General features: G+C 58.7%; 14 protein-coding genes and 1 pseudogene. 3 read left to right on the top strand and 12 right to left on the bottom strand.

Annotation, left to right across the window (positions count from 1 at the left end; genetic code table 11):
• Window positions 1-126: 126 nt before the first annotated feature.
• From glmM to rlmE, 4 genes are all read right to left on the bottom strand, one after another.
• Window positions 127-1,470, bottom strand: coding sequence for a phosphoglucosamine mutase (glmM, locus tag VF672_RS21315; protein WP_331106585.1), 1,344 nt, complete (start codon window positions 1,468-1,470; stop codon window positions 127-129).
• Window positions 1,471-1,486: 16 nt separating this feature from the next.
• Entirely contained in the window at window positions 1,487-2,338 is an 852-nt protein-coding gene (gene folP, locus VF672_RS21310; protein WP_331106583.1) for a dihydropteroate synthase, read from the bottom strand.
• An 8-nt stretch (window positions 2,339-2,346) separates the two neighbouring features.
• Window positions 2,347-4,257, bottom strand: a complete 1,911-nt coding sequence (ftsH, locus tag VF672_RS21305) for an ATP-dependent zinc metalloprotease FtsH (RefSeq protein WP_331106581.1) — start codon at window positions 4,255-4,257, stop codon at window positions 2,347-2,349.
• A 189-nt stretch (window positions 4,258-4,446) separates the two neighbouring features.
• The gene (gene rlmE, locus VF672_RS21300; RefSeq protein ID WP_065987607.1) at window positions 4,447-5,097 is read right to left on the bottom strand and encodes a 23S rRNA (uridine(2552)-2'-O)-methyltransferase RlmE; all 651 of its coding nucleotides are present in this window, start codon (window positions 5,095-5,097) and stop codon (window positions 4,447-4,449) included.
• Window positions 5,098-5,203: 106 nt separating this feature from the next.
• On the opposite strand from rlmE, the gene VF672_RS21295 reads away from it, so the two are divergent.
• Window positions 5,204-5,512: a YhbY family RNA-binding protein gene (locus VF672_RS21295; RefSeq protein WP_331106578.1), complete on the top strand. Its 309-nt coding sequence runs from the start codon at window positions 5,204-5,206 to the stop codon at window positions 5,510-5,512.
• A gap of 175 nt (window positions 5,513-5,687) precedes the next feature.
• On the opposite strand, the gene greA is transcribed toward VF672_RS21295, so the two are convergent.
• From greA to grpE, 7 genes are all read right to left on the bottom strand, one after another.
• Window positions 5,688-6,164, bottom strand: coding sequence for a transcription elongation factor GreA (gene greA / locus VF672_RS21290; RefSeq protein WP_331106576.1), 477 nt, complete (start codon window positions 6,162-6,164; stop codon window positions 5,688-5,690).
• On the bottom strand, window positions 6,161-9,382 hold the full coding sequence (gene carB / locus VF672_RS21285) for a carbamoyl-phosphate synthase large subunit (protein WP_331106574.1): 3,222 nt from the start codon (window positions 9,380-9,382) through the stop codon (window positions 6,161-6,163). The genes greA and carB overlap by 4 nt, the downstream gene beginning before the upstream one ends.
• A 121-nt stretch (window positions 9,383-9,503) precedes the next feature.
• Entirely contained in the window at window positions 9,504-10,640 is a 1,137-nt protein-coding gene (gene carA, locus VF672_RS21280) for a glutamine-hydrolyzing carbamoyl-phosphate synthase small subunit (protein ID WP_331106572.1), read from the bottom strand.
• Window positions 10,641-10,930: 290 nt separating this feature from the next.
• On the bottom strand, window positions 10,931-11,734 hold the full coding sequence (gene dapB / locus VF672_RS21275; RefSeq protein ID WP_037015146.1) for a 4-hydroxy-tetrahydrodipicolinate reductase: 804 nt from the start codon (window positions 11,732-11,734) through the stop codon (window positions 10,931-10,933).
• Window positions 11,735-11,744: 10 nt separating this feature from the next.
• Window positions 11,745-12,875 (bottom strand): molecular chaperone DnaJ, encoded by a 1,131-nt coding sequence (gene dnaJ, locus VF672_RS21270; RefSeq protein WP_331106569.1) that lies wholly within the window; start codon window positions 12,873-12,875, stop codon window positions 11,745-11,747.
• A 322-nt stretch (window positions 12,876-13,197) separates the two neighbouring features.
• The gene (gene dnaK / locus VF672_RS21265) at window positions 13,198-15,117 is read right to left on the bottom strand and encodes a molecular chaperone DnaK (RefSeq protein ID WP_331106567.1); all 1,920 of its coding nucleotides are present in this window, start codon (window positions 15,115-15,117) and stop codon (window positions 13,198-13,200) included.
• 102 nt (window positions 15,118-15,219) lie between these two features.
• Window positions 15,220-15,786, bottom strand: a complete 567-nt coding sequence (gene grpE / locus VF672_RS21260) for a nucleotide exchange factor GrpE (protein ID WP_331106565.1) — start codon at window positions 15,784-15,786, stop codon at window positions 15,220-15,222.
• Between the two features lie 277 nt (window positions 15,787-16,063).
• Here grpE and recN point away from each other — a divergent pair, with 277 nt between their 5' ends.
• Window positions 16,064-17,737, top strand: a complete 1,674-nt coding sequence (recN, locus tag VF672_RS21255) for a DNA repair protein RecN (protein WP_331106563.1) — start codon at window positions 16,064-16,066, stop codon at window positions 17,735-17,737.
• Window positions 17,738-17,853: 116 nt separating this feature from the next.
• Here the strand turns inward: recN and fur are convergent, their stop codons facing one another.
• Complete coding sequence (gene fur, locus VF672_RS21250; protein WP_065987616.1) at window positions 17,854-18,261, bottom strand: ferric iron uptake transcriptional regulator; 408 nt, start codon at window positions 18,259-18,261, stop codon at window positions 17,854-17,856.
• A gap of 98 nt (window positions 18,262-18,359) precedes the next feature.
• On the opposite strand from fur, the pseudogene VF672_RS21245 reads away from it, so the two are divergent.
• A pseudogene (locus tag VF672_RS21245) lies at window positions 18,360-18,459 on the top strand (outer membrane protein assembly factor BamE); the annotation flags it as partial.

Genomic DNA, 18,459 nt, shown 5'->3' with positions numbered 1-18,459 from the left:
AGCGACGCTGGCGCGGGTACCGTGCATCTTCCAGTTACCAGCTACCATAGGGCGACGCATGCTGTACCTCGTCGGTCAAAGTGGGCGCAGATGTTACCCAACAGTTTCAACACTGGCAAGCCGAAATCAGGCGCAAACTTCAGCAACCAGTTTTGCCAGTTCATCGGCATAGCCACGGACCAGACTTTCGTCCTCGCCCTCGACCATCACACGCACCAGCGGCTCGGTACCGGACTTGCGCAGAAGCACACGCCCTCGCCCGCCCATGGCAGCCGTTACCCGATCACACGCTTCGATGACAGCGGGGTGCTTGACCGGGTCTACACTCCCGCCTTCGAAGCGCACGTTGATCAATATTTGAGGGCATTTCTTCAGGCCTTCGCGCGATTGAGCGAGGGTTTGCCCAGTCCGCTTCATTGCCAGCAGCACCTGCAACGCGGCGATAATCGCATCCCCTGTCGTCGTGTGCCTGAAGCACACGACATGGCCCGAATTCTCGCCGCCTACCTGCCAGTCGCGCTCCAACAACTCGGCTATGACATACCTGTCGCCTACGTTGGCGCGAACGAAAGGGATATTGAGGTCCGCGAGCGCCAGTTCAAGCCCGAGGTTGCTCATCAGAGTACCCACGACACCGCCCTGCAGCTGGCCGCGCTCCCGGAGGTCCCGCGCGATGATGTAAAGCAACTCATCACCATCGACGATGGCCCCGGTGTGGTCGACCATCAGCACCCGATCGCCATCACCGTCGAAGCCGATACCCAGGTCAGCACCGTGCTCGACGACGGCGGCCTTGAGTGCCCCCATGTGGGTGGAGCCGCAGTTGTCATTGATGTTCAGCCCGTTGGGCGCAGCCGACAGCACGGTGACCTCGGCGCCAAGCTCACGGAACACATTAGGCGCGACCTTGTACGTCGCACCGTGGGCGCAATCGACAACGAGCTTCAGGCCAGCGAAATCAGTGCTCGTAGGCACGCTGCTTTTACAAAACTCGATGTAACGACCGGCCGCGTCATTGATACGCGACACCTTGCCAAGCTTGTCGGACTCCTCGACGGTCATCGGGGAGTCGAGCAGCTCTTCGATCATCAGCTCGATCTCATCAGGGAGCTTGGTGCCTTGTCCGGAGAAGAACTTGATGCCGTTGTCGTAGTGCGGATTGTGCGAGGCACTGATCACAATGCCGGCTTCGGCATGGAAGGTACGCGTCAGATAGGCGATCGCAGGCGTCGGCATCGGCCCCAGCAGCATGACGTCTGCGCCTGCTGCAGATAACCCTGCTTCCAGCGCGGACTCAAACATGTAACCCGAGATGCGCGTGTCCTTGCCAACCAGAATCCGGCACGCGCCCATTTTCCGGAATGCCATCCCTGCGGCCCATCCCAACTTCAGCATGAAGTCAGGGGTGATCGGGAATTGGCCTACACGACCGCGGATACCGTCGGTACCGAAGTATTTTTTTGTACTCATGGGTGCTCCAGATTTCTTATTTTGCTGATTCAACAGCAGCAATCATGCGCACGACATCCACCGTCTCCGGGACGTCGTGCACGCGCAGGATTTTCGCGCCCTTGACCATGGCCATGGCGGCAAGCCCCAACGCACCATGGAGACGCTGGTCAACAGGCTTGTCGAGCACTTTGCCGATCATGCTCTTGCGTGAGACACCCACCAGCAGCGGACGGCCCAACGCATGGAGCGCTTCCATATGTTTGAAGAGGCTAAGATTATGGTCGAGAGTCTTGGCGAAGCCGAATCCCGGGTCGAGGATGATTTTATCGACCGGAATGCCTGCCGCAACGCACTGCTCCATCCGCTCTCGCAAGAACGCACTGACCTCGGCCACCACATCAGTGTAGTGAGGATCATCCTGCATGTCCGTTGGCTCACCGCGCATGTGCATGAGACAGACAGGCAAGCCTGTGGCCACGGCGGCGTCCAGCGCACCGTCACGACGCAAGGAGCGCACATCGTTGATGAGCCCCGCCCCGAGACGCGCGGTCTCGCGAATGACGGCCGGCGTCGAAGTGTCCACAGAAATGATGACATCGAGCTCTGCGTTGATCGCCTCAACAACGGGCGCGACGCGCTCCAACTCTTCGACAGGCGATACCGACCGCGCGCCAGGGCGCGTTGACTCGCCACCGACATCAATCAACGTCGCGCCCGCCAGCATCATCGCTTCGGCGTGGCGTAACGCGAGGTCACGCTGCGCAAAGCGACCGCCGTCCGAGAAAGAATCAGGGGTGATATTGAGAATTCCCATCACGTGCGTGCGGGACAAATCAAGAACCCGATTGCCGCAAGGCAATCGGGTCGGGTGAAGCAGAGAAGTCATGTCAAACCTTAGTGTTCAGCAGCAGGACCGCCAATCGGCGATTCCGGACGCGGACCTACAGGCGCAATCGGGGTGCCTGAATCTCCAGAGCCGCCTTCCCAGTCACGGGGTTCACGCGGCGTACGTCCTGCCATGATGTCGTCGATCTGCTCGGCGTCGATGGTTTCGTACTTCATCAGTGCGTCAGCCATCGCTTCAAGCTTGTCGCGATTGTCCGTAAGGATCTGCTTCGCCGTGCCGTAGCACTGATCGATGATGCTGCGTACTTCCGAGTCGATAAGACGGGCAGTGTCGCCGGAGAGGCTGGCATTCTGACCACCACCGCCACGACCCAGGTAACCGCCTTCTTCCTCGTCCGAATACATCAACGGGCCCAGTTTCTCGGAAAGACCCCACTTGGTGACCATGTTCCGAGCGATCTGGCTGGCCCGCATGATGTCGTTGGAGGCGCCTGTGGTCACCCCATCGAAGCCCAACGTCATCTCTTCCGCAATACGGCCGCCGTATAGCGAGCATATCTGGCTGATCAATGCGCGCTTGGACAGACTGTAGCGATCTTCCTCGGGAAGGAACATTGTCACGCCCAAGGCACGACCCCGAGGGATAATGGAAACTTTGTAGACCGGATCATGCTCAGGCACGACACGACCGACGATCGCGTGGCCCGCCTCGTGGTAAGCGGTGTTGCGCTTTTCTTTATCCGACATGACCATCGACTTGCGCTCAGCGCCCATCATAATCTTGTCTTTTGCGAGCTCAAATTCTTTCATTTCGACAATGCGCTTACCGGTACGGGCAGCGAACAGCGAAGCCTCGTTGACCAGGTTCGCAAGGTCGGCACCAGAGAAACCAGGCGTACCACGTGCAATCACGCCCGGCTGGACATCATCGCCCATCGGCACTTTGCGCATGTGTACTTTGAGAATCTGCTCACGACCGCGGATGTCAGGCAAACCTACAACCACTTGACGGTCGAAACGACCTGGGCGCAGCAGCGCCGGATCAAGAACATCGGGACGGTTGGTGGCGGCGATCACGATGATGCCGTCATTCACTTCAAAGCCGTCCATCTCAACCAGCAGCTGGTTGAGCGTCTGCTCGCGCTCATCATGACCGCCGCCCATACCGGCGCCACGATGGCGACCCACAGCATCAATCTCGTCGATGAAGATGATGCACGGCGCGTGCTTCTTGGCTTGTTCGAACATGTCACGCACGCGGCTAGCACCGACGCCTACGAACATTTCTACGAAGTCTGAACCGGAGATCGTGAAGAACGGCACTTTCGCTTCGCCAGCAATAGCTTTCGCAAGCAGGGTTTTACCCGTACCTGGAGGACCGACCATCAGAACGCCGCGAGGAATGCGACCACCCAGGCGCTGGAACTTGCCGGGGTCACGCAGGAACTCGACAAGCTCGCCGACTTCTTCTTTGGCTTCGTCACAGCCAGCCACATCAGCCAGCGTCGTTTTGACCTGATCTTCTGACAGCAGACGTGCCTTGCTCTTGCCAAAGCTCATCGGACCGCCCTTGCCTCCCGCGCCACCCTGCATCTGGCGCATGAAGAACATGAAGACGGCGATAATCACAAGGATAGGGAAGCTGGCAACGAGGAGCTGAGTCCAGATGCTTTGCTGCTCTGGCTGCTTGCCCTCGATCACGACGTTATTGTCGACCAGATCACCGATCAGGCCGTTGTCCTGAATGGCCGGGCGAATGGTCTTGAAGGAGTCGCCATCACTGCGCTTGCCGGTGATGACGTAGCCGTCAACGGCAACTTTCTCGACCTTGCCGTCCTTCACCTGCTGGATGAATTCGGAATAGTTGAGGGTCTGCGGCTCGTTAGGACTGGAGAAGTTGTTCATCACGGTCACGAGAACCGCCGCGATGATCAACCACAGGATCAAATTCTTTGCCATATCGTTCAATTAGCTACCCTCTGAAGCAAGCTCCACGCTGGAGCGTGCCTCGCATGATATTCACCGGCCTAACTTACTACAGATCCTACAGGCGTGGCAGGCGGCGTCTGTAACCCTTTGTGAAACTTTGACTACACGATGTTGGTTCCGCTCCCTTGATAAAGCCATTTGAAAAAAGCTATCGCTCGATCAAAGACGCTCATCGCTTGCCGACCCTTCAATGCCGCGGAAACCGCGACCCAACAGGTACTGCTCCCTGGAACGATCCCGCGATGACAAAGGCTTGCGCATCTGCACCTTGTCAAACAGCTTGCGGATGTCCTTGTGATACACATCAAAGCCTTCACCCTGGAAGACCTTGATCAGGAAATCACCGCCGGGGCGCAGCACGCGGCCCGCCAGATCCAGCGCCAGTTCGCACAGGAACATTGCGCGCGGCATGTCCACAGCGCTCAATCCACTCATATTGGGGGCCATGTCGGAAATCACAAGGTCTACCTGCGTATTACCGACAGCTTCGAGGATCTGGGCGAGGACTTCGTCCTGGGTGAAATCCCCCTGGATGAAGGTCACGTCGGGGATGCTGTCCATCTCAAGGATATCGGATGCAATCAAACGACCCTGACCCCCGATCAGACGACTGGTCACCTGCGACCAGCCACCCGGTGCTGCGCCCAGGTCGATCACCGTCATGCCGGGACGGATGATTTTGTCCTTCTCCTGGATCTCGAGAAGCTTGTAGCTGGCGCGGGAACGGTAGCCGTCGCGCTGCGCCATTTTGACGTACTTGTCGTCGAAGTGTTCTTTAAGCCAGTTATGGCTGGTTTTGGAACGTGCCACGGAGCACCTCAAAATATTAGGACGAGTCGCGATTAACCGGGCGATACCGGACTCGCTCGGTTAAACTGGCCGCCGCTTTTACAAGATCAGACGCAGAGGTCAGATTATGCCGCTCACTCAAGAGCAGAAGAAACAATACAAATCCATTGGCCACCATCTGAAACCGGTGTTGATCGTGGCTGACAATGGTCTGACTGAAGGTGTGTTGGCCGAACTGGAGCGAGCGCTGGGTGATCACGAGTTGATCAAGATCAAGCTCAACATCCTCGACCGCGAGAGCCGCCTGGCAGCCATCGCTGAACTGTGCAAAGCCGGTAAGGCTGACCTGGTTCAGGTCATCGGCAAGATGGCGTTGATTTACCGCAAGAACCCGAAGGTCAACAAGCAGCTGTCCAACGTCCACCGCTTCAACTGATCCTGTCGGGTCAAGCGCCAACAATAGGTGCTCTGACCTTCCGACTCGGTGCTCACCTGCGAAGGTCAGCGCCGAGCCGATCAGACCGGACATGCGGTCGCCAGTTCGACAGGCCAATCAATGACCTTCGAACCAGCAGCCTGAATCAACACCCGCGCAACGCGGGTGTCGATCATCAAACGTGACGCACTTCCACGATTTCGTACTCGACCACACCACTCGGCGTTTTCACAGCCACGACATCGCCTTCTTCCTTGCCGATCAACGCCCGGGCAAGCGGCGAACCCACCGAAATCTTGCCCAGTTTGAAGTCAGCTTCGTCCTCACCCACGATGTGGTAGGTGACGCGGTCGTCTGTCTCTACGTTGGCAATTTCAACGGTGGTACCAAAGATCACTTTGCCTGTGTGAGGAATCGTGGTGACGTCAATGATCACCTGATTCTGGATGCGGCCTTCGATATCGCGGATGCGCGCTTCAACCATGCCCTGCTGTTCGCGAGCAGCATGATATTCGGCGTTTTCCTTGAGATCGCCCAGTTCGCGCGCAGTCCCGATGTCCTGGCTGAGTTTGGGACGAACGACCTTGGTCAGGTGTGCGTGTTCCTCTTCCAGGGCGCGGGCACCCTGGACGGTCATTGGGTACTTGATCATGCTTTCAGTCCTGCGTGTAGATCCTGCAAGCGACGTACGGTTTTTTCAGGACCGAACTTCAGCGCTTCACAGATGGCTTCGCCCGCAGCAATCGTGGTGGTGCAATAGATCTTGTGCTGCAGGGCATTGCGGCGAATCGAGTAGGAGTCGGCGATCGACTGGCGACCTTCGGTGGTGTTGATGATCAGCGTGACTTCGTCATTCTTGATCATGTCGACCACGTGCGGACGACCCTCGGTCACCTTGTTGACGCGACGAACCTTCAGCCCGGCCTCTTCAATCAGGCGCGCAGTGCCAGCGGTAGCGACGATGTCGAAACCCAGCTCAATCAGGCTGCGCGCCACACCGGCCACCAAAGGCTTGTCGTCGTCACGCACGCTGATAAACGCCGTACCGCCAGTCGGCAGTACTTCGCTGGCGCCCATCTGGGCTTTGGCGAATGCTTCGCCGAAGGTGTCACCGACACCCATGACTTCGCCTGTCGACTTCATCTCCGGGCCGAGGATCGGGTCCACGCCCGGGAACTTGGCGAACGGGAACACCGCCTCTTTCACGCTGTAGAAGTTCGGAATAATCTCTTTGGTGAAGCCGAGCTCTTTGAGGGTTTTGCCGGCCATGACGCGCGCCGCGATCATGGCCAGCGAGACACCGATGCACTTCGAAACGAACGGCACCGTACGCGATGCGCGTGGGTTCACTTCGATGACGTAGATGTCTTCACCCTGCAAGGCCAGCTGCACGTTCATCAGGCCAACAACACCAAGCTCCAGGGCCATTTTCTTGACCTGCTCACGCATTTCGTCCTGGATATGGGCGGGCAACGAATACGGCGGCAGCGAACAGGCTGAGTCACCCGAGTGAACCCCGGCCTGTTCGATGTGCTGCATGATTGCGCCGATGACCACATCGGTACCGTCGCAGACAGCATCCACGTCCATTTCGATGGCGCAGTTGAGAAAGTGGTCCAGCAGCACCGGGCTGTCGTTGGACACTTGAACCGCTTCACGCAGGTAGCGCTTGAGTTCGTCTTCTTCGTAGACGATCTCCATCGCACGACCGCCCAGTACGTAGGACGGACGAACCACCAGCGGGTAGCCGATCTTCGCTGCAGCACGGATGGCTTCGTCTTCACTGCGCACGGTAGCGTTTGGCGGCTGACGCAGATTCAGTCGCTCGACCATCTGCTGGAAGCGCTCGCGGTCTTCTGCACGGTCAATGGCGTCCGGGCTGGTGCCGATGATCGGCACGCCTGCGGCTTCCAGTGCGCGCGCCAGCTTCAGCGGGGTCTGGCCGCCGTACTGAACGATCACGCCTTTCGGCTTCTCGACGCGGACGATCTCCAGCACGTCTTCCAGGGTCACTGGCTCGAAGTACAGGCGGTCGGAGGTGTCGTAGTCGGTCGATACGGTTTCAGGGTTGCAGTTGACCATGATGGTCTCGTACCCGTCTTCACGCAGCGCCAGTGCAGCGTGCACGCAGCAGTAATCGAACTCGATGCCCTGGCCGATACGGTTCGGACCGCCACCCAGGATCATGATCTTGTCACGATTGGTCGGGTTGGCTTCGCACTCTTCTTCGTACGTGGAGTACATGTACGCGGTGTCAGTGGAGAACTCGGCAGCGCAGGTATCAACGCGCTTGTAAACCGGCAGCACGTCCAGCTTGTGACGGTGCGTGCGCAGGTTTTTCTCGGTGACACCCAGCAGCTTGGCCAGGCGTGCATCGGAGAAGCCCTTGCGCTTGAGGCGATACATCAGATCGCGGTCAATGGCGGACAGGCCGAGAGTCTTGACCTTCTCTTCGTCCTTGATCAGGTCTTCAATCTGCACCAGGAACCAAGGGTCGATCATGTTCATGCCGAAGATCTGCTCGACCGTCATGCCGGCACGGAAAGCGTCGGCGACGTACCAGATGCGTTCCGCACCCGGAACAGTCAGCTCGCGCTTGAGCACGCTCATGCTTTCAGGATTACTCAGGTCCAGTTTCGGATCGAGACCGCTGACACCGACTTCGAGACCGCGCAGCGCTTTCTGCAGGGACTCCTGGAATGTCCGGCCGATGGCCATGACTTCGCCGACTGATTTCATCTGAGTGGTCAGGCGCGCATCGGCTTTAGGGAATTTCTCGAAGGCAAAGCGTGGCAGCTTGGTAACAACGTAGTCGATCGACGGCTCGAACGACGCCGGGGTCTTGCCGCCGGTGATTTCGTTCTGCAGCTCGTCCAGCGTATAGCCAACGGCCAGTTTGGCTGCAACACGGGCGATCGGGAAGCCGGTGGCCTTGGAAGCCAGCGCCGAAGAACGGGAAACCCGAGGGTTCATCTCGATCACGACCATACGGCCGGTGTCCGGGCAGATGCCGAACTGGACGTTCGAGCCGCCAGTTTCCACACCGATCTCACGCAGGACCGCCAGCGAGGCGTTGCGCAGTATCTGGTATTCCTTGTCGGTGAGGGTTTGAGCCGGCGCGACAGTAATGGAGTCACCAGTGTGGACCCCCATCGGGTCGAAGTTTTCGATGGAGCAAACGATGATGCAGTTGTCCTTTTTGTCGCGGACAACCTCCATCTCATATTCTTTCCAGCCGATCAGGGACTCGTCGATCAGCAGCTCTTTGGTCGGCGACAGGTCGAGACCGCGAGCGCAGATTTCTTCGAACTCTTCACGGTTGTACGCGATACCGCCGCCGGTGCCGCCCATGGTGAAGGACGGACGAATAATGCACGGGAAGCCCAGCTTTTCGAGGACCGCATTGGCCTCTTCCATGCTGTGGGCGATACCGGAACGCGGGCACGCCAGGCCGATGGACTTCATGGCCTTGTCGAAACGCGACCGGTCTTCAGCCTTGTCGATGGTGTCGGCATTGGCGCCGATCATCTCGACCCCGAACTTCTCCAGAACGCCTTCGCGCTCCAGGTCCAGCGCGCAGTTCAGTGCGGTCTGACCGCCCATGGTCGGCAGCAGTGCGTCAGGGCGCTCTTTTTCGATGATCTTGGCGACGGTCGCCCATTTGATCGGCTCGATATAGGTCGCATCCGCCATGTCCGGGTCGGTCATGATGGTGGCCGGGTTTGAGTTGACCAGAATGACGCGGTAACCCTCTTCGCGCAGCGCCTTGCAGGCCTGGGCGCCGGAGTAGTCGAATTCACAGGCCTGGCCGATCACGATCGGGCCAGCACCAAGAATCAGGATGCTTTTAATGTCTGTACGTTTTGGCATGGGTTGTCACTCGAATCCTGTGTCAGTCGGCAAGCCGTCTTGAACCTCTCAGGTGCCGGGCGGGCTGTCGGATGGGTCCGATCCGCCGCGGTCACCTGCTCGCTACCGTCGCAAGGCAGCCTTAGCGGCGCTTGTCCATGGCTGTGATGAAGCGATCGAACAGCGGCGCGACGTCGGTCGGGCCCGGGCTCGCTTCAGGGTGACCCTGGAAGCTGAAGGCGTCCTTGTCGGTGCGCTCGATCCCTTGCAGGCTGCCGTCGAACAGCGACTTGTGGATGGCGCGAACGTTGCTCGGCAAGGTCGCTTCGTCCACCGCAAAACCGTGGTTCTGGCTGGTGATCATGACCACGCCGGTGTCCAGGTCCTGAACAGGGTGGTTGGCACCGTGGTGGCCCAGATCCATCTTTATGGTCTGCGCGCCGGACGCAAGCGCCAGCAGCTGGTGACCCAGGCAGATACCGAACACCGGAATGTCGGTCTCCAGCACATCCTTGATCGCCTGAATCGCGTAATCGCAAGGCTCTGGATCGCCAGGCCCGTTGGAGAGGAAGATGCCGTCCGGCTTGAGCGCAAGCACTTCACTGGCGGGGGTTTGCGCAGGCACGACCGTCACACGGCAACCGCGCTCTACCAGCATGCGCAGGATGTTCAGCTTGACGCCGTAATCCCATGCCACTACGTGGTATTTCAAGTCGGCCGCGGCGACTTCAGGGCTGCTGTCTGACTGCAGGTTCCAGACCGTGGAGCGCCATTCATAGGTCTCCTTGGTGCTGACTTCCTTGGCGAGGTCCATGCCTTTCAAGCCCGGGAAACCCCGCGCTGCGGCGATAGCTGCTTCTTCGGAAATGTTGTCGCCGGCCATGATGCAGCCGTTTTGAGCGCCCTTCTCGCGAAGAATGCGCGTCAGGCGGCGCGTGTCGATACCCGCGATCGCAACGGTTTTGTTGGCTTTCAGATACTCGGCCAGGGGCATCTTGTTACGCCAGTTGCTTGCCACCAGTGGCAAGTCGCGAATCACCAGGCCCGCCGACCAGACGCGGTCAGACTCGGCATCTTCCGGCGTGGTGCCGGTGTTGCCGATGTGCGGGTAAGTCAGGGTGACGATTTGCTGGGCATAGGAAGGATCGGTAAGAATTTCCTGATAGCCGGTCATTGCGGTGTTAAACACCACTTCACCAACGGTTTGACCGTCGGCACCAATGGCTTCGCCGCGAAAAATGCTGCCATCAGCAAGGGCGAGTATGGCTGGCTTAGTCAAGAAGACCTCCCGTAATAAAGCCTGAAAGGGCGATCGCAGGTTGTAAAAAAGCGGAATGACGTATAGACACGTCACCCCGCTTTTTTCATAGAATTATCTGCGCGCTTTTAGTGGACACACTAAAGCTGTAGCTTACAGAAAGAGGCTTTTTTAATCCACCGCTAAAATTGCCCTGAGGGCTGGGGATTGCGACCGGACATCGCGTAGCGGGTTGAAACTGCGAGCAGGATACAGGGAAAGCCCTTCCCCTGCCCGCATTGTCGACTGGAACCTTCACGACGCCAAACGACTCAGCGCAGGTCGAGTACGTCCTGCATGTCGTACAGACCCGGGGCCTTGCCATCAAGCCACAGCGCGGCGCGCACTGCACCCTTGGCGAAGGTCATGCGACTCGACGCTTTGTGGGTAATCTCGACGCGCTCGCCATCGGCGGCAAACAACACGGTGTGATCACCCACCACGTCGCCGGCGCGAACAGTGGCAAAACCGATAGTCTTGCGATCCCGTGCCCCGGTCTGACCTTCGCGGCCATAAACGGCCACCTCGTTCAGATCACGCCCAAGCGCTTGCGCCACCACTTCACCCATGCGGATTGCGGTGCCCGACGGCGCGTCGACTTTATGCCGGTGATGGGCTTCCATGATCTCGATATCGACGTCATCACCCAACACACGCGCAGCAGTGTCGAGCAGCTTCAGGCACAGGTTAACGCCGACGCTGAAATTCGCCGCGAACACAATCGGGATGTCCTTGCCTGCCTCAGCCAGACGTTGCTTTTCTTCAACGCTGAAACCGGTGGTGCCGATGATCATCGCTTTGCCCGCCTTGCGGCAGAACGCGAGATTCTTCAACGTTACCGACGGATGAGTGAAGTCGATCAACACATCGAATTCATCGGCCACTTTCGCCAGATCACCCGACAGCGGCACGCCGATACGGCCCAACGCAGCCAACTCGCCCGCGTCGGCACCGACGAGGGAGCTGTCGGGACGATCGACCGCTGCGGTCAAGCCCGCACCCGCCGTCGCCTGCACCGCCTCAATCAATGTCTTGCCCATGCGCCCGGCGGCGCCCATCACAGCAATACGTCGCATGCCCTGCTCCTTAGAGATCGCCGAAGAAACGCTTCACGCCTTCAAACCAACCGCTGGCCTTCGGCGAATGAGAGCTGTCACCTTCAAGGGACGCACGGAATTCTTCGAGCAGCTCGCGCTGGCGGCGGCCCAGGTTCACCGGGGTTTCGACTGCGACACGGCACATCAGGTCACCCGCGCCACCACCACGAACAGGGGCGACGCCCTTGCCACGCAGACGGAACTGCTTACCGGTTTGGGTGCCTTCCGGGATCTTCAGCTTGACGCGGCCGTCCAGCGTGGGCACTTCCAGCTCGCCGCCCAGTGCAGCGTCGGTGAAACTGATCGGCACTTCACAGTACAGGTGCTTGCCGTCGCGCTGGAAGATCGCGTGCTCACGCACGTTGATCACAACGTACAGGTCGCCTGTCGGACCGCCTTGCGTCCCCGCCTCGCCTTCGCCCGACAGACGAATGCGATCGCCGGTATCGACACCAGGCGGCACCTTGACCGACAACGTCTTGGACTCTTCGACACGACCTTCGCCATGGCATGAGTCGCAAGGATCGGAAATGATCTTGCCGTTGCCGTGACAACGCGGGCAGGTTTGCTGGACAGAGAAAAAGCCCTGCTGCATACGCACCTGGCCAATGCCGCCGCAGGTTGGGCAGGTCACCGGGGCCGAGCCCTTCTTGGCGCCGCTGCCGTCGCACGGCTTGCAGTTGACCAGAGTCGGCACGCGAATGCTGACGGTCGTGCCGCGGACTGCTTCTTCAAGATTGAGCTCAAGGGTGTAACGAAGGTCACTGCCACGCTGAGCGCCGCCACGACCGCCGCCGCCCGCGCGGCCGCCACCGAAGAAGTCGCTGAAGACATCACCGAAGATGTCCGAGAAGTTGGCGCCACCACCCCCGAAACCGCCACCGCCCATGCCTTGATCAACGCCGGCATGACCGTATTGGTCGTAGGCCGCACGCTTGCTGGCATCGGAAAGCACTTCGTACGCTTCGTTGGCTTCTTTGAAGGCGTCTTCGGACGCCTTGTCACCCGGGTTGCGGTCAGGGTGAAATTTCATTGCCAGACGGCGATACGCCTTTTTCAGGTCCGCTTCGCTGGAGCCGCGCTCCACGCCCAACACTTCGTAATAATCACGCTTTGACATAAATTTTCCGCACTCTTGAGGACGTCCGGCATGACCCTCCTGAGCCTGCCGAACTCGTTGAGCCCCTTTCAGGCCCGGACCCAACTCACGTCAATTCAACGATCCTGGTCTTGGTTCACGGCCTTTGATCGACCGAGGAAAGCGGCTGAACAAGCCGGAGTGCAGGAGCATCCGGCTTTGCCACAAAGCCCGCGATACAGCTTCGCGTGCTTGAAAATTTTGGGTGTTCCAGACACGCCAACGCGGGAGCAAGCTCCCGCGCGGCGACATCCTACCAGCGACCGCAACAAAGCGGTCAACCGGCGATCAAGTGAGCCTGCGCTTACTTGTGGTCTTTCACTTCTTCGAACTCGGCATCGACAACGTCATCAGCCGGCTTGGTTTGTTCCTGAGCGGCTTGAGCACCGCCTTCAGGTTTTTCGGCTTGCTCGGCGTACATCTTCTGAGCGACCGGCGCAGAGACTTTCGACAGCTCTTCGATCTTCGCGTCGATGGCAGCCTTGTCGTCGCCCTTCACAGCGGCTTCAAGTGCAACCAGTGCAGCTTCGATTGCGGTCTTCTCTTCGGCGGTGACTTTATCGCCAGCGTCAGTGACCATCTTGCGAGTCGAGTGAACCAGTGCGTCGCCCTGGTTGCGGGCCGAGGCCAGCTCTTCGAACTTGCGGTCTTCGTCCGAGTTCGCTTCAGCGTCGCGAATCATCTGCTGAATCTCTTCGTCCGACAGACCGGAGTTAGCCTTGATCACGATCGACTGAGTCTTGCCAGTTGCCTTGTCTTTCGCGCCGACGTGCAGAATGCCGTTGGCGTCGATGTCGAAGGTCACTTCGATCTGAGGCACGCCGCGTGGTGCTGGTGGAATCTCGGCCAGGTCGAACTTGCCCAGGGACTTGTTCTGAGCGGCTTGCTTGCGCTCGCCCTGCAGCACGTGAATGGTCACTGCACCCTGGTTGTCGTCGGCAGTCGAGAATACTTGCGATTTCTTGGTAGGAATCGTGGTGTTTTTCTCGATCAGCGCGGTCATCACGCCGCCCATGGTTTCGATACCCAGCGTCAGCGGGCTAACGTCCAGCAGCAGAACGTCCTTGACGTCGCCAGCCAGTACCGCGCCCTGGATAGCGGCACCCATGGCAACGGCTTCGTCCGGGTTGACGTCTTTGCGTGCTTCTTTACCAAAGAACTCGGTGACCTTCTGCTGAACCAGCGGCATACGGGTCTGACCGCCGACCAGAATCACGTCGTTGATGGCACTGATTTCAATGCCCGAATCTTTCAGCGCAATGCGGCAAGGCTCGATGGTGCGTTGAACCAGGTCTTCAACCAGCGATTCCAGCTTGGCGCGGGAGATCTTCACGTTCAGGTGCTTCGGACCGGTAGCGTCTGCAGTGATGTACGGCAGGTTGACGTCGGTGGAATTGCTCGACGACAGCTCGATCTTCGCTTTCTCGGCAGCTTCTTTCAGACGCTGCATCGCCAGCGGATCGCCCTTGAGGTTCATGCCGGATTCTTTCTTGAATTCGTCAACGAGGTAATCGATCAGGCGGTTGTCGAAGTCTTCGCCACCCAGGAAGGTGTCGCCGTTGGTGGCCAACACTTCAAACTGGTGCTCGCCATCAACTTCGGCGATCTCGATGACCGAGACGTCGAAAGTACCGCCGCCCAAGTCATAAACGATGACGGTGTGGTCGCCCTTCGCTTTGTCCATACCGTAAGCCAGAGCGGCAGCGGTTGGCTCGTTGATGATGCGCTTGACGTCCAGACCGGCAATACGACCGGCGTCTTTGGTGGCCTGACGCTGGCTGTCGTTGAAGTAAGCCGGAACGGTGATGACTGCTTCAGTCACCGTCTCGCCGAGGTAGTCTTCGGCGGTCTTCTTCATCTTCTTCAGGATTTCAGCCGAAATCTGAGGAGCGGACATTTTCTTGCCGTTGACTTCTACCCACGCGTCGCCGTTGTCAGCCTTGGCGATTTTGTATGGCACCATCTTGATGTCTTTCTGAACGACTTCTTCATCGAACTTACGGCCGATCAGACGCTTTACCGCATACAGAGTGTTGTGCGGGTTAGTGACTGCCTGACGCTTGGCCGACTGACCCACCAGGATTTCGCCGTCATTGGCATATGCAATGATCGAAGGGGTGGTACGAGCGCCTTCGGCGTTCTCGATGACCTTGGCGACACCGTTTTCCAGAACCGAGACGCAGGAGTTGGTGGTCCCCAGGTCGATACCGATAATCTTGCCCATGTTTGAATCTCCCGAAACTTAAATTTGGTTGCCGCAACTGCGTTTACAAATTGCGGTAATTCTTAAACGCTTGGCCTTTAAATGGGGCCCGCTCGGCTAATTTCAAGCCTGCTCGTCAATCGACGGCGAAACAGGCGATGGAGCCTTGCTGACCACTACCATGGCCGGGCGAAGCAAACGGCCATTGAGCTGATAACCTTTCTGGAACACTTTGAGCACGCTGTTCGGCTCCACGTCGGCGCTTTCCTGCATTGCCATCGCCTGATGGTGCTCGGCGTTGAACGGCTGGCCATGGGGATCGATGGCTTCCAGGTGGTAGCGCTTGAGGGTGTCGTAGAACATCTTCAGCGTAAGTTCGATGCCTTCACGCATCGGCCGGATGCTCTCGTCATCCGGGTTGGACAGGTCCAGACCACGCTCAAGACTGTCGACGATCGGCAGCAGATCGCTGGCAAACTTTTCAAGCGCAAACTTGTGCGCCTTTTCGACATCCTGCTCAGCTCGGCGGCGGACGTTCTGCAGATCCGCAGCCACACGCAGGGACTGGTCCTGCGCCGCCGTCAGCTGCTCTTCAAGCACTTGCACACGCGTTGCCAGATCATCTTGAGAAGTCGCCGTGTTGGCAGCCTGATCCTGGGCCTGCATGTCCGGGTTCTGTTCGTCAGCCATAAATTCTCTCCTTCTAATTACATCCGTGAGCTCAACTCACGCCTCTGCCCGGCTATATGGGGCCGTAATTTTCGGGTTCAAGGGGTTTGGGTGCAGGATCGGGTGAATAACCCTACAAATTTTCCGACATGAGTTCGGCCGGCAGCCCAGCTGGCGAAATGCAGGATTGGTGCTAAAAATTCGCCAAGGCCTTTCAAATCGAGCTAAAGCAGGGCATTGTCAGCCCGAAGCAAAACACTGTATAAATAACCAGACAAATTGTTTGGGAGCCGCTCTGATGCTGGTCCACCTGTCCATACATAACTACGCCATCGTTGAACATCTCGACCTCGAACTGGATCGCGGCATGAGTGTGATCACCGGGGAAACCGGGGCCGGCAAGTCGATCATGCTCGACGCGCTCGGCCTCACGCTGGGCGATCGCGCCGACAGTGGCGTGGTACGGCCAGGTGCCGACAAGGCAGACATTCTGGCGACCTTCGATGTCTCGGATATCCCTGAAGCCAGCGCATGGCTGAAGGAGCGAGACCTCGAAACTGACGGTCCGTGCATCTTGCGCCGCGTCATCACGGCCGAAGGTCGTTCGCGCGCCTACATCAATGGCACGCCGTGCCCACAGGGCGACCTCAAAGCGCTCGGCGAGCTGGTGATCGATATTCACAGCCAGCACGAGCACCAGTCGCTGCTCAAGACCGATACCCATCGGCGCCTGCTGGACGAGTACGCGGGCGCCACCGATCTTGCGCGCCAGGTTCAACTGGCTTCCCAACGCTGGCGACAAACCCGCCAGGAGCTTGAGCGCCTTTCCAATTCCGGCGACGAACAGCGCGCCAAGCATCAGCTGCTGAGCTACCAGCTCGAAGAACTGGAAAGCTTGAGCCTGGGCGAAAACGAGCTCGAGCGGCTGGAGCAGGAGCACACCACACTGACCAATGCCGAGAGCCTGCTGGGCATCTGCCGGCAGGTCGTCGAACTGTGCAGTGAAAGCGATTCCGGCAACGCCCTGAACGCGCTGACCGCCAGCCTTAACCGACTCAGCAGCGTGAACAACACGCCCGATGCGCTCAATGAAGCGACCAATCTGCTCTCAAGTGCCCAGATTCAGGTCGAAGAAGCCGTGGGGGAGATCAATCGTTTCCTCGACCGCTTTGAAGCAGACCCTGCCCGCCTGCAGCAAATTGAAGAACGTCTCGACACCATCTATACGCTGGCACGCAAGCACCGCGTGCAGCCAACGGAAGTGGCGGCGCTGCACCAGAAGCTGCTCGACGAAATCGAAACGCTCAACGCCAACGATGAAGCGATCGAGAGACTGGAACACGAGGTGGGCTCCTATGCCCGGCACTACCAAGAGAAGGCGCGCGAACTGAGTGACCTCCGCCACCGTGCCGCGCCGGAACTGGCCCACAAGGTCGAGCATGAAATCCAGCGGCTGGGCATGCCGGGCGGCCGCTTCAATATCGGGCTGCGCGAGAACGTGGACAAAGAGCTGTCGCCCAACGGCCTGGAGCAGGTTGAACTGCTGGTGAGCGCCAACCCGGGTCAGCCGCTCAAAGCGCTGGCGAAGGTAGCGTCGGGCGGAGAGCTGTCGCGGATCAGCCTGGCGATTCAGGTGATCACCGCGCAGACGTCTCGGGTTCCGACGCTGGTATTTGACGAGGTGGACGTCGGTATCGGTGGGCCTACGGCAGAAATCGTCGGCCAACTCCTGCGTCGCCTCGGCGAACGAGGGCAGGTCATGACCGTTACTCATCTGCCGCAAGTCGCCGCTCAGGGGCACCAGCACCTATTCGTGCATAAGGTGCGCGAAGCGGATGTAACCCGGACGGCGGTCTCTAAACTCAGCAAGAATGAACGCGTGGAAGAAGTGGCGCGGATGCTGGGCGGGATAGACCTCACGAAAGAGTCGCTCGCGCACGCCAAGAAAATGGTCGTCACGTCAAAGTCGTGACAACCCGTGCGGCTTGATCTCGGGCGTATCGTCCTGGGATCCGTGCTGACGCCGACGCGATCTGCAGAAACAACAAAGGCGACCCCAGGGTCGCCTTTGTCGTACTTCAAAAAGGCTTACACCTTTTGTTTGCGTACGTAGAGCACCAGATTGTGATCAACCAGCTCGAAGCCGTGCTTGCTCACAATGGCTTTCTGCAGTTTTTCGATTTCTTCGTCGAAGAACTCGATGACCTCACCGGATTCCACATTGACCATATGGTCGTGGTGGCCTCCGTCAGCCAGTTCGAATACCGCGTGGCCTCCGTCGAAGTTGTGGCGGACCACTAATCCGGCTGCTTCGAACTGAGTCAGAACTCGGTAAACCGTTGCCAGACCGACGTCCTCGTTGGCCTCCATCAGTGCCTTGTAGACGTCCTCCGCGCTCATGTGACGCTGCTGCGCAGAATCGAGCATCTGAAGGATCTTGACCCGTGGCAGGGTCACTTTAAGTCCGGCTTTGCGTAGTTCGCTATTTTCAACCATGGTCAGCTTTCTCGCAGACGCTGCTTCGCAGCTTCTCTTAATGCAGGTATGATCGGGGTTTACGTTGTCCCAGCCAAGATAGTGGAAGTCGCCCACCGATGCAAAACACCAAGCTCTTGCTAACCAGTTTCACCTTCGTGGGACTGCTCGCACTCGCCGGTTGTTCATTCCCCGGGGTTTATAAAATCGACATCCAAC

Origin of the sequence: Pseudomonas sp. (assembly GCF_036387035.1) — a bacterium.
Lineage (GTDB): Bacteria > Pseudomonadota > Gammaproteobacteria > Pseudomonadales > Pseudomonadaceae > Aquipseudomonas.
Note: the sequence above shows the minus strand (reverse complement) of the source record. Positions and strands in the feature narration are given on the sequence as shown.